Origin of the sequence: Bradyrhizobium arachidis (assembly GCF_015291705.1) — a bacterium.
GTDB classification, from domain to species: Bacteria; Pseudomonadota; Alphaproteobacteria; order Rhizobiales; family Xanthobacteraceae; genus Bradyrhizobium; species Bradyrhizobium arachidis.
The window spans coordinates 1,647,653-1,661,367 of the sequence record NZ_CP030050.1; the positions used below are offsets into that span (position 1 = coordinate 1,647,653).

The 13,715-nt window shown below is 58.2% G+C and carries 4 protein-coding genes and 1 pseudogene; 2 read left to right on the plus strand and 3 right to left on the minus strand.

What is annotated here, in order from left to right:
- Positions 1–69: 69 nt before the first annotated feature.
- Positions 70–1,731 carry a recombinase family protein gene (locus WN72_RS08095; protein ID WP_092218784.1) on the minus strand — a complete coding sequence of 554 codons (1,662 nt, stop codon included), beginning with the start codon at positions 1,729–1,731 and terminating at the stop codon, positions 70–72.
- Positions 1,732–6,061: 4,330 nt separating this feature from the next.
- Here WN72_RS08095 and WN72_RS08100 point away from each other — a divergent pair.
- Together WN72_RS08100 and WN72_RS08105 are read left to right on the plus strand one after the other, a co-directional pair.
- Positions 6,062–9,166 (plus strand): efflux RND transporter permease subunit, encoded by a 3,105-nt coding sequence (locus WN72_RS08100; protein ID WP_092218782.1) that lies wholly within the window; start codon positions 6,062–6,064, stop codon positions 9,164–9,166.
- 412 nt (positions 9,167–9,578) lie between these two features.
- Positions 9,579–10,710: pseudogene (locus WN72_RS08105) on the plus strand (MFS transporter).
- A gap of 288 nt (positions 10,711–10,998) precedes the next feature.
- Here the strand turns inward: WN72_RS08105 and fcl are convergent.
- Complete coding sequence (gene fcl / locus WN72_RS08110; protein ID WP_092218682.1) at positions 10,999–11,976, minus strand: GDP-L-fucose synthase; 978 nt, start codon at positions 11,974–11,976, stop codon at positions 10,999–11,001.
- The gene (gmd, locus tag WN72_RS08115; RefSeq protein WP_092218680.1) at positions 11,957–13,042 is read right to left on the minus strand and encodes a GDP-mannose 4,6-dehydratase; all 1,086 of its coding nucleotides are present in this window, start codon (positions 13,040–13,042) and stop codon (positions 11,957–11,959) included. The genes fcl and gmd overlap by 20 nt, the downstream gene beginning before the upstream one ends.
- Positions 13,043–13,715 lie beyond the last annotated feature (673 nt).

The window sequence follows — 13,715 nt, forward strand, 5'->3', positions numbered from 1 at the left end:
CCACCATTTTCTGCGGCTAAATCCTTGAAATAGTTAACGCCGCTCGCCCTGGAAAATGGGCCACGGGAATCATAATCCTGGGGTCGGGGGTTCGAGTCCCTCCCCCGCTACCACCTTTCCCCACACTCCTTTGACTTGGTTTGGATAGGCCTTTTCCCCAAGCAGGGCGTTTAGCCGGCCTGCTATCTCCACGGCTACACCACCTGGGCGGCCTGGATCGCGGAACACGGTGACCGTCTCGACTAGGTCTCTGATGGCTTCCGCGGCCTCTCCGTCGCCCCCACTGACGCCTTTGCCCAGTGCGTCTTCAAGCCGATCGAGTTGCTCCTCATAGCGTTTGAGGATGGCCGGATGCAGCGCGACTTCCTTCAGGGCGGGTGGTTCACTCTGCAACTCCTCAGATATCCGCTTTCGTTCGGCATCTAAGGCAGTCGATCGCGGTCCTAGAACGGATGGATCGCCATGTCCTTTCGCGATCGCATCCACCAGTCGTTCGATTTCCCGGTTAATTTGCCCAAGCTGCTGCTCAAGGCGCTGCCGTTTTGCATGTGAGGTGGCCGCGAGGCGCTTCCGTTCCTCAAGATACGTGCGTACGTATTCTGAGATAACCTTCGGCGCGCGCAATTCGGCCTGTAGACCGTTGAGGACCGCGCTCTCGACAGTGTCCAAATAAAAAGTCTTGGCGTCCGGACACGTGCCGCTCTCCGTCGCCGCTGAGCAGCGAATCCGAACGCGCCCCGATTTGTCCCGTCCATTCGTTGCCATACCCGAGCCGCATGAACCACAACGGAGTAAGCCAGATAGCATCCGACGGGGCCGTCGTTGATGGGTCGGGTGGCCGTGGCTGCGCTCCCCTTTGCGTTGCTGGGCAGCTGTGAACAACTCTGGACTGACAATTGCAAGATGGGGCACTTCAGCCACCTGCCAGTCACTCCTCGGATTCGGTCGTGACAGGCGCTTTCCCGAGTCGGGATCTTTCACCATCCTGACTTTGTTCCAGATAAGGCGTCCCATATAAAGTTCGTTCAGCAGAATGCCGGCGCCCCTCTCATGATTGCCATTGATTGTTGAGGCATTCCAGGCGCGCCCCCGCGGAGGTGATACCCTCTCCTTATTGAGATCATGCGCGATTTCCCGAGGCGTACGACCGTCTACGTATTCCTGAAATATGCGCCGGATCACTTGTGCCTCGGTCTCGACAACCACTCGTTCGCCGCTTCTTCCGGTGACCGCGGCGTACCCGTATGTCAGGCCGCCGCCAGCCAAACCTTGCTTGACCCGCCCCGCTTGGCCGCGACGCACTTTGTGCGCATTGTCCTCACGATAGAGTTGTCCGACCAAACCGCGAAGGCCGACCAGCACGGTGTTAACGACTCCCTCGTGGACCGCCCGGATCTCTATCCCGAGAAATGACAGCCGCTTATGAATGCCAGCGAGATCTTCCATGTCGCGAGAGAGGCGATCGAGCGCTTCGACGATTACCACGTCGAAGGATCTCTCTCGCGCCTGGTCCAACATCCGCAGAAGGCCTTCGCGGCCCATGACGGACCCGCCTGAACGAGCCCGATCTTCATGGGTACTGACAACAGTTAAACCTTCGCGCTCGGCATAGCTTTGACAAAGTGAAAGCTGATCCTCAATCGACCGCTCGTTCTGCAGATCGGTTGAGAATCGAGCATAGATCGTCGCTCTTTTCCTTGTCGTCTCTTCGATTGGCGAGCTCTCTTTCATGATCTTCCCTCGCGGCCACACGAGCAAGTACTCGCGCGAGACGCAAGATCGCCTTGTCTGGATTCGTCTGCAAGACAATTTTGCGATCAGCTTCCCGCACGATCGAGCCTCTACGTCATCGCGAGGCTCAACGAGGTGCACGCACCTGCGCTGGCGCCAGTCGACAAGAGGTGGTGGGGACTGATCATCTCGAGCATCCTGCTCGGGTGATAACTAAGTGCAACGGCCCCTATGAGCTCGTCGTGCAATCGGGTGCTTAATCGATGGAAAAGAGAGCAGCGAACGGCTTTGCTTGCGCCGAATTGATACTGCTCGGAGGGGGCATAGCGTCTCAATCTAGCGAATACCAGGGTGCAAACTCCGGGCTCCGTCACGGGACTCTGTTCCAGCTATCGATTTCGCCACCAGTTCGCTCTGATTGGACCCGATGGCTGAAATGTCTCTAGCAGGTCTATCCAGGCGAGCGGAAATCGCGGTTCGGGCAATGATCGGCGGACTACTAGGGCCAAGCCTATGAGCCTGGATATTGCGTGAAAACGGTTCCGGGAGGAAATTTAGTCTTTGGAGCCGCTTCTTTTGGAGGATTCTCGATATCTCCCGCGTCGCCGCGTGCGTGGCACCCGAAGTCCTTGTCTTACCTGACAATCTCGCCGTAACTGAAGGGCCAAAGCGCGTCGGGAACTATATTGTTCGCCGCAGTCACAGCTTACGAGCGGCACCTTGGTCTAGGGACCGACGGCAGGCGGTAGGACCCGCGCGCTTGAGGTAATCGTCACCGGCGTCGAGAGACAACCTCCGAGTTTGGCGTAGTTACCTCGTGGCCCTTCGCCACCAGATAACTTCCTCGATGAAACAGGCGTTCGAACCAGCAAAGCCCACCATAGGTACCGATCTTTGACGAAATCGATGCCTTTCGCTGGCCCACGACCCTTTGTCCCATGAGCGTAAGATGCACCGACGAGAGGCGGGAATGGCGAGCCGCAGGATGAGGCCCGAAGGTCTGATCAATTGATGTCCTCCTTTGCTTTACATGCCTCTCTGTGACGGCCAAAGGCGGCGACCGTATCAAACTCGTTGTCAAAGAGACTTTGATGCGACCGTTCCTATTCCGATTGCATTGAGGGTTGGGGTCTCATCGTGCCGATGAGCTCTGATGCGTCTTCAATACGTCCGCCACCGCGAAAACGGCTCCAGTGTTGCGCTGTTCTCGACGGTTTACAACGTAGTGGTATTGCTCACGGCAGCCGTGGCGCGCATCGAACGACCGATATACGATCGACCTCAGCGTCAGATCCCAGAACCCATCACTTGCTTAACTGAGGTGAGAAGCACCGCGGGCAATCTATGCTGAGGAGGCACCTAATCAGCTATCCATCTGGGCACCCACCGGAGCAGGGGGGAAGTTCAACCTGCCCAGGATTAGCGGGGTAAACGCGCATATCCTCAAGTTTTACCAGCAGTTTTTCGATTGCTGTGCATGACCACCAATGCTGGTAGGCCACCCGAGGACGCTCTATCGCTAAAGTCCCACCGTACCCTGAGGCGACGGCCCTCGCAGGAAAGCCGGGTGCCTTACCTTGTGATCCCCGGAGCTAACTACTGAGCCAGCGGCACGTGATAGGGAAAGCTCCTTGATATAGGCGCCGAGTCGCATCCGCGCTACTTTCTGTCGAACTCGCAAATTCAGCCTAGTTTAGACGCTTACAGGCTAATGGGCCTCATGAAGGCGTGGTAGCGCATTTTGACGAAACGGACACAATCATCTTCGGTACGAGAACCCAGCGTGGAGCGGGCCCCGGTAAGCGGCGCGGCGTATTCGGGTTCGAAAGCAACTGATGCGCGATCCGAATGGCCAGTCCTGCGCGGTCAAAAAGCCGGCACGAGCCGGGGGGCGTGAGGTCACTCAGTCATAAACGTGCAGTGGATTGGCTGCGCGCTATCCGGCGCGTCGCCCCGGAGCGGCTGCCGCTGGTCGCAAACATGCCGAGTGGCTACTATCCGAGGAGTAAACGTCGATATTGCTCTGGGCGGCAAGCGGCCACCTGGGCTGCTTTTCGTCATATAAATTGCTGCGCAGGTCTGTCAGCTTTCGGTAAGCCAACCCCGATAAACAATCGTTGGGTTTAACGGGGGCGTGGCAGGGACAGCGCATGAGCTGAAGGACCACCATGTGCCGAGTTACGCTTCCGTTAAGCTCATTGCACCGCGGATGCGGCAGAGATCGTGCTTCATGATGCCCCCAGGCCGTCAGGCGCCGAGCCGTGTTCGCACTGCTTCCGACTCACGGGCTAGGTCTCGTTCTGGCAATATTACTCGTTTTACGAGCGCTAAGCTCCCGATTAGCATTTTGCCACCGCTAGCTGAGCTTGGAGCCTGTTAGCGGGATTGCAGGGACAGCGCTGCCCCGTGGGGGACGAGCGCCGAGTGCTAAGTTCAATTGGCAATGGGGCGGGCAAGGGACAACGTCTGTCCAGTGCCACCAAACGGCGCCGAGCCGCGCCGCACTGCTTCCGATCAATCATCACCAACCCCTCTGGAAGGGAAGGAGGTTGCCTGCGAAGCAGCGGCCGCGGTTATCTTGGTGCAATTGTGTCCGCCATGTGTAGCGACGACGACGCCGACTACGTTGCCGGTACTCCCTGTCGTGGCTTTCGAGGTCTCGGATAATCTTTCCAGAGGGACTGCTTCTATCGCGCTCCGTCTGGATTTACTCCGTCTACGTTCTCGCGTCTCTCATGCGCGTTTGGCCGTTCATTCTTGTTTATGCACAGCGCACGTGTCTGGGCATGGTGGTGTCTCCAACTTATCCAGGGCGAAGACCTAGCTTAGAGAGCCGCCGGTGAGGATGGGACCGACCGATTTTGGTAGGTGCCCTTCGGTACTTCTAGAAGATACAAGTTGATAGCCTTGAGGATTTGAGCCTCCCGGGAGCAAAGGTGGCCAGCTCCAGTCTTCGTGACCGGGTTGGCCACCAGCGCTTGCGGCACTATGCCCACAGGGCAGCTCAGGCCGATAAATGCATATATTCGAGCGGCATATCATGTCCTTGCGGTCGCAAGCCCTTGCGGTGCTTGCGGCCAATCAAGCCCGTGCCGCCGATCAGTCGCTGGGACCATCAGATCGCGACGCCGCAATACTTAACATCGACGAAGTTCAGGCGATGCTAGCCATACTCGATTGCATGACGCCCAACCTGCGGCCGAAGGAAGCACGGCAGATCGCTGCGCGCATACGCGCGCTTCTAGAGGGCCGCAAGGGGCAGCCGCTTCGAATAGGATGCCTGTGAGACCACTTAGATGTGAGTTTTCGGTCGGTTGTCCATCCCTGAACGACGAAGCTGAAGCGTACCCCCGTGAGGATCGGATGGATACCCATAAGAATGCGCCTCGGACGCGGAATGGCCGCGGGGCCATAGTGCCAAGCGTAATCGTAAGGTGGCGTGACGAAGATTGCGGCGCGCTGCAGTTTCACCAAATGGCCAAGCGTTCCGCGAAAAACCCTGGCTGCCACGTGCCCGGAAGTCGGAGCGTTCGACGACCGCGTCACACAGGTGCAACAGATCGAAACCGAGGCCACTGCTGCGCTCCGCGGCGCTTTGTGCGGTCGCCTATGTTGGCTCAACGCGGCTGATCGACAACGTAATACTGGCGTTGCCAACCCGGTAGCGTAATGAGTGGCCAAACCGTGCGCAGTGTATCGAGCAAGAAACACTCAAGCCACTGTTACGAGAGGCGGATCGAGCTGGTAGCAGAGGGCGAGCGCCGATACGAATTTGTTCGGCGCGTCAGCCAAGCGACAGTGCGTGCGCACGGAATGTGTGGGGCCGTGAACGTTGTGTCCGGCAACCCTGTAAGTCTGTTGGCGGCCATCAGCGGCCAATTCGACAAACCTTGGTTTAGTGCTTTGCAGCCGATGCTATATCACCCACTTACCTTTGTAGAGTTGAGCGCCGGTTAGATCGTTTGTACTTTCGATGTCGAACCTAGATCATTCGATCTGCGGTTCAGTGCGAAGTTTGAACTGATGCCCTGCCAGAAGTCGGCGCGTTCCAATCAGGTGTTGAGACGAACATCTTGTTGCACGCAAAAAGGGCAGGAAGGTGCCACTATCGAGATCCCGATCAGCCACCAGATCAGCGGAATAGCACTTTATTGAGCGACGAAATTGGAAGCGGAGGACAGGGCGTCCGCGCTCGCCAGCGCGTGAGCTCTTAGAGTAGCCAATAACGTGTCGCTTGTGCTCGGGTCTCTAGTACAGTCGCCGCATTGATGATCATCGCTGGTGTACGTTGCCGGCGAATTTGCATACCCCTCTTGAAATGCGAGTCGAGATGGCATTTACCGAGCTTTTCATCAAACGTCCGGTATTGTCTGTCGTTGTTAGTTGCCTGATCTTACTGATCGGCGTTCGCGCGGCCACGGTACTGCCGATCCGGCAATATCCCAAGCTATCTAATACGGTCGTCAATATCACTACTTCCTATCCTGGGGCCTCGGCCGATACGATCCAGGGGTTCATCACCACTCCCCTGGAGCAGGCAGTCGCTTCCGCCGAGGGCGTCGACTACGTTATTTCCTCATCGGTGCTCGGTACCTCCACGATCCAAGTCTACATCAAGCTCAATTTTGATCCCAATGAAGCGCTCACCGAGGTGCTCTCCAAGGTAAACTCAGTTAAATACTTAATTCCGAAGGAATCGAACGATCCGGTCGTCACTAAGTCGACCGGTCAGGCCACCGCTGTCATGTATATCGCCTTCTCCAGCGAGGAACTGGCGGCCAGCGCGATCTCCGACTACCTCTCGCGCGTTGTGCAGCCCGCTATGTCAACGGTCGACGGCGTCGCAGCGGCAGACATCCTGGGCGGCCAGAGCTTTGCGATGCGGCTATGGCTCGATACCGCGAAAATGGCAGGGCACGGCGTGTCGCCGGCCGAAGTGTCGGCTGCACTCGCCGCTAACAACTTCCAGGCCGCGGCCGGCCAGACCAAGGGCTATTTCACTATCTCCGATGTTACGGCAAACACGGATCTGCGGAGTGTCGATGACTTCAAGCGCATGATCGTCAAATCCAATGACGGTGGCTTTGTACGCATAGCGGACATTGCGATAGTCGAGCTTGCCGCGCAGACCACTGACACTAGCGTCGCTATGAACGGCGAGCACGCGGTCTTTATCGGCGTCCGAGCAAGCCCGCAAGGCAATCCGCTAAACATAGCGAGAGGCGTTCGGGCGCTGTTTCCAGAAATGGAGCGTAACCTGCCGCCGTCAATGAAGATGAACGTGGCCTACGACTCCACCAAATTCATTCAATCGTCGCTCGATGAGGTGGAGAAGACGCTCATCCAAGCCGTCGTGATCGTGGTGGCGGTAATCTTCCTTTTCCTGGCGTCGCTGCGGTCGGTCATCATTCCTGTGGTCACTATTCCGCTCTCGCTTGTTGGTGTCTGCAGCATGATGCTGGCGCTGGGGTTTTCATTCAATCTCCTGACGTTCCTTGCGATGGTTCTCGCAATCGGTCTCGTGGTCGATGACGCGATCGTTGTGGTGGAGAACATTCATCGCCATTTGGAAGAAGGTGCGCCGCCTCTAGAGGCTGCTATAAGGGGCGCGCACGAGATCGTCGGCCCCGTTGTCTCCATGACGATTACCTTGGCTGCGGTATATGCTCCAATCGGGTTTCTCGGCGGCCTCACTGGCGCGCTGTTCCGCGAGTTTGCGTTTACGCTGGCAGGAGCGGTGATCGTGTCGGGCGTGATTGCTTTGACCCTATCGCCGATGATGTGCTCGGTCTTCCTGATGCGCGCAGAGGGGGGGCGGTTTGCAACATTTGTGAACCGCGGGTTCAGCACCATGACACGATGGTACGGCCGAAAGCTCGACCGCTCGCTCGACTATCGTCCGATTACCGGCCTGTTTGCGCTGACCATGCTGGGCCTCGTCGGCTTTCTTTATGTGAATACTTCCAAGGAACTCGCACCCGAGGAGGATCAGGGTATCGTATTCGCTTTAACCAAGGCGCCGAGATACGCCAATATCGACTACCTCGATTATTACGGCACCAAGCTCGAACACGCGCTCCAAAAATTTCCAGAGACCGATTTGAGCTTTGTACTCAATGGTGTTGGCGGCCAGCAGAGTGGCATGGCCGGCATGTTGCTCAAGGCATGGGACGAGCGCAAGCGCTCATCGATCTTGCTTAAGTCGCTCCTCCAGGCCGAGCTGTCCAAAATTGAAGGCATCAACGCGTTTGCCTTTAGTTTGCCGCCACTTCCAGGCGGTTCGGATGGCCTACCAGTGCAGATGGTGATCAATTCGACGTTTGACTTCCAATCCGTCTACGAGCAGATGTCGAAGCTGAAGGAAGCCGCGCAGAAGAGCGGTCTATTCATGGTGAGCGACTCCGACCTCGAGTTCAACCGGCCGGTGGTGCGAATCAAGGTTGATCGATCCAAGGCCAACGAGCTTGGCATCACCATGCAGACCATCGGAAACGCGCTCGCCACCTTACTCGGCGGAAACTACGTCAACCGCTTCAATTTGCAGGGCCGCTCTTACGAGGTGATCCCGCAGGTGCCCCGCGAAGAACGCCTGGCGCCGCAAGCAATCGGGAGCTATTATGTGAAGACTGCGGGGGGCTCGATGCTTCCGCTTTCGACCGTAGTCTCCATCGAGACTGCAACCGATCCGAACGCGCTCACCCACTACAATCAGCTCAACTGCGCGACCTTTCAGGCTGTGCCGATGCCCGGCGTCACGATCGGTCAGGCTGTGGACTTCCTGGAAGCGGAGGCGAAGAAACTGCCCGCAGGATTCAGTCACGACTTCCTTGCCGACGCGCGCCAATATGTGCACGAGGGTAACCAACTGGCCATTGCCTTTGCATTTGCACTCATAATCATATTCTTGGTGCTTGCGGCGCAGTTCGAAAGTCTGCGCGATCCCCTCATCATCCTGATCAGCGTGCCGATGGCAATCGTCGGCGCCTTGATCCCGCCATTCTTTGGCTGGGCGACGATGAACATCTACACCCAGATCGGACTGTTGACACTGGTCGGGTTAATTTCCAAGCACGGCATCCTGATGGTTGAGTTCGCCAATGAGCTGCAGCTCAAAGAGAGACTTAACCGTCGCTCGGCTATAGAGATGGCGGCGCGCGTCCGACTGCGTCCGATCTTGATGACCACTGCGGCGATGGTCACGGGCTTCATACCCCTGATGACCGCAACGGGAGCTGGCGCCGCGAGTCGCTTCTCGATCGGGCTCGTGCTCGTCGCGGGCATGTCTGTGGGCACGCTGTTCACGCTCTTCGTGCTGCCGGCGGTCTATGTCGCGATCGCGTCCGATCATCGTGCCGATGCGAGCTCCGGCCGCGCGAAGATCGCTGCCGATCTCGACCTCACCGGCGCTGCTGATGCCCAGATGGCCAAGCAATGACGATAAAATCAATCCAGGTTCGCTCAGTGTGGTACGCGAAGGGGCCCGCGATCGCTTCACGTTACCTTACAAATCGAGATCTTCACGCCCCGTTGGCTTTGCGAGGTTTGTAGGCTTTGCGACAAAGCCACAGTGAGCGTTGAGCCTCCGGTTGTCGCAGATCAGCAAAAACTGTCACCCTCTTATGGCCAGCTTAACCGGGAAGGAACAACCGACACACCCTATCCACGGGCTCGACGATCACCGTCCGCTTGCCTAGTGAGGTGGTCTACTAATTTTGTGACGGCATTGCATTTGCAAGGATAAAGAATGCCAGCTTGAGGCCATCATTGTCGATAGCGCCGCCTGCAGGCGACGCACGCAGGATGAGGGGCGTCGCGCTCGCGACCCCGTTCTCTCAGGAGCGCCCGTGATCCTGCCTGCTAATTGGTCTGCCGGCCTGCTTGGGATCCGGCTCGCATTTTTTGTGGCCGGATTCGGCCTCGCGGCCTGGGCGCCTTTGGAGCCCCTCGCCAAGGATCGGCTCGCGGTCGGTGACCGCATGCTTGGTTTTCTGTTGCTCTGTCTCGGAACGGGATCCGTTATCGCGATGCTTTTGACCGGCGTATTGAATGCGCGGTACGGCAGCAAGCCCATTATCCTTGGGGGTGGACTTGGACTCGCGATCTTATTGCCGTGCCTTGGAATTGCCAACACACCTGTCAGGCTCGGTGCTACGCTGTTTGCTTTCGGCGTTTCACTGGGCTCGATCGATGTAGCCATGAACATTCACGCGATTGAATTGGAGCGCGTCACGGGCCGTCCATTGATGTCTGGCTTCCACGCCCAGTACAGCATTGGGGAATTCACCGGCTCTGCCGCCGTGACCTCGCTCCTGTCGCTGCAGCTTGGCCCGCTTTTTTCGACGTTGGTCTGTTCGGCGCTGATGACGATCGCGATTGTATCGGCCTGGCCGGGGTTGCTCGCGGGGGGGCGGGGCAGCAGGGGCCATCGTTTGTTTTGCCCAATCGCAGTGTGTTGCTAATAGCTGTGCTCGCGGCTATCACTTTCCTTGTCGAAGTTTCAATGCTCGATTGGAGCGCTTTGCTTCTCGTTGAACGAGATCTTCTCGCGGAAGCGCATGGGGGCATTGGTTGTATGCTCTTCTCAATCGCAATGGCCGCAGGGCGTCTCGGTGGAGATGCCGTGGTGGCGCGAATCGGTGACCGTGCCATATTGTTGGGACTCTGCCGATCGTAACAGGATTCTTGGCTGTGGTGGCCGCGCCCGTTGCGTTAATTGCTATGGCGGGGTTCCTGCTCATTGGATTGGGCATTTCTAATGTTGTACCTGTACTTTGTCGACGCGCCGGCAAACAGAAAATAATGCCGCCAGCCGTTGCGATCGCGGTTGTCACGACAGCCGGCTACGCGGGTATACTCGTTGGACCCGCCGGCATTGGGCTCGTCGCACACATGTTTGGCTTGCGCGTGGCGTTTGGGATATTGGGCGCGCTCATGTCCATCGTTACGCTGTCAGCGAGGATGATGACAGACCATCGCTAAGGCCTTGGCCGAGAGGAAAGGGACACCAGTAAGCTTCCGACTAATGACCGTCCAGCGGTCGGCACTTAGCGGCTTTGAGACGATGAGCTCTCGACTTCATGGTAGCAGGTCTCGATCATGGCCATGCTGCGTCGTAGCTATGATACATCGCGTCACTTGGGTTCTTGGCGTCCGACCGAGCCCGGTGACAATGAACGCTTGTCAACTGCGAAGCAAAGTTGGAGGACGTGAGCGGCAAGTGCGCTCGGCTGGACATTCACCGCGGATTGATGCCTAGGATTGGGCCCGTTATCCCGGAACAGGCAGATCACTTTGGTACCGTTCATCGCCGTCGGCGCGATACGCCCGGTACGCCAGCTGAATGCCGTCCTCAAGCGAGGTCGTGGCGCGCCAGCCGAGCCTGGACAGCCGCCCGACGTCGAGCAGCTTGCGCGGTGTGCCGTCAGGGCGCGACGTGTCGAATCTGATCTCACCGCGAAAACCGATGGCGGCCGCAACCATGAGTGCTAACTCGGCGATGCTGATGTCCTCGCCGGTACCGATATTGACCAATTCCGGCGAGGAATAGGTCTTCATCAGATGGATGCAAGCGTCGGCGAGATCGTCAACGTAGAGAAATTCGCGGCGCGGCGTGCCGGTGCCCCAGACCACAACGCTCTTCGAGCCCGCGAGCTTTGCCTCGTGGAAGCGGCGGACCAGGGCGGCAACCACGTGGCTGTACTCGGGATGATAATTGTCGCCGGGACCGTAGAGATTGGTCGGCATCACGCTTATGAAGTCCCTGCCATACTGGCTGCGATAGGCCTCCACCATCTTGATGCCCGCGATCTTGGCGATCGCATAGGGCTCGTTGGTCGGCTCCAGCGGGCCTGTCAGCACGGAATCCTCGCCTAGCGGCTGCGGCGCCAGCTTCGGGTAGATGCAGGACGAGCCCAGAAACATCAGCTTCTCGGCACCGTTCTGGTGCGCGGCATGGATCACGTTGGCCGCGATCGCAATGTTGTCGTAGATGAATTCGGCGCGCAGCGTGTTGTTGGCGACGATGCCACCGACCTTTGCGGCGGCAAGAAAGATCACCTGCGGCCGCACGCGCGCGAACCAGTCGAACACGGCGGCCTGATTGCAGAGGTCGACCTCGCGGCGATCCACCGTGACGAGCTTGACGTCCTCCCGTTCGAGCCGGCGCACCAGCGCGGCTCCGACCATGCCGCGATGGCCGGCGACGTAGACGCTTTTATCTTTCAGCTCAAACGCTGTGCTTGCCACGGCCGACGTCCCGTTTCGCGTCCGCCAGATCGCTCGCCACCATCTCCTCGACGAGTTCTGCAAGCGTCCGCTTCGGCTTCCAGCCGAGCACCTGGCGCGCCTTGCTGGCGTCGCCAACCAGGAGATCGACCTCGGTCGGGCGGAAATAGGTAGGATCGATTCTCACCACGGTCTTGCCGGTCGTCTCGTCGACGCCGGTCTCGTCGACACCCTGCCCGCGCCATGCGACGCGGCGGCCGACCTGCGCGAAGGCCAGCTGGACCATCTCGCGCACCGAGCGCGTCTCGCCGGTGGCGAGCACGAAATCGCCAGGCTTGTCGGCCTGGAGGATCATGTGCATGCCTTCGACGTAATCCCTGGCATGGCCCCAGTCGCGCTTGGCTTCGAGATTGCCGAGATAGAGCGTGTCCTCGAGGCCGACTTCGATACGGGCGACGGCGCGGGTGATCTTGCGGGTGACGAACGTCTCGCCGCGGATCGGGCTCTCGTGGTTGAACAGGATGCCGTTGCTGGCGAACATGCCATAGGCTTCGCGGTAGTTCACCGTGATCCAGTAGCCGTAGAGCTTGGCGACGCCATAAGGGGAGCGCGGATAGAACGGCGTGGTCTCCTTCTGCGGGATCTCCTGCACGAGGCCGTAGAGCTCGGAGGTCGAGGCCTGGTAGAACCGCGTCTGCTTCTCCATGCCGAGGATGCGGATCGCCTCCAGGAGGCGCAGCACGCCGATGGCGTCGGCATTGGCGGTATATTCCGGGCTCTCGAAGCTGACGGCGACGTGGCTCTGCGCGGCGAGATTGTAGATCTCGGTGGGGCGGATCTGCTGCATCAGGCGAATCAGATTGGTCGAATCCGTCATGTCGCCATAGTGCATCAGGAACGGCCCGTTGCCGACATGCGGGTCCTGGTAGAGGTGATCGACACGCGCGGTGTTGAACGAGGACGAGCGGCGCTTGATGCCGTGCACGATATAGCCAAGCGACAGCAGATATTCGGCGAGATAGGCGCCGTCCTGCCCGGTGACGCCCGTAATCAGCGCAACGCGCCGTTTTGACTCCTGAGCCGCCATAGTTTCCCTTAGTAGCGCCGCAAAGAAACACCATTGCGAAGCCGTTTCTCGAAAAATCTAGATGCGCACACGCGCTCCACCCGCAATTAAAAGAAAGCGATCGTTAGCTCAGTCATACACATCATGTAGGAATGCACACTATATACATTCATTTATATCTGGACTGAAGGATGCCAACACATTGAGCTTCAAAAATGAAGCCCAGTAACCCTAGCGACGCGATGTTCCTAAGCAGGCGAGATGGATGGCAAAACGCCCTTACGCGTGCTCGCGGCGCGTTTGCCCCTGGGCGACATTTGTAATGAGATAGAAGCGGCGGTCTGTGCTCCTTATCTGTCCTCAGGAGCAAGTGTGCATTTCGTGCGGTCTCGTCATGGCGTGGGAGAGCGACGTCGCATTCGTCAATGCATCTGTCGGAATGGCGGCACGCAAGTCAGAACACAGCCAAAACTTGCTCATAGAGCCGCAGTCTACAAAGCGCTTTTAACTTCCGAACAGAACACGCAATCTTGGGTCGACTCATCAACCATGATCTGTGCCGTTGCTAATGTCCAGCTCGCGGCAGGCAGTGAGGGGCGAGGCGCGACAAAGTGAGAAAGAGTAGCAAACGTTGGTATAGATCGACGAACGTTTCGATATCGAGAGCTTACTTTCGTACAATGGAGCTTCGGCG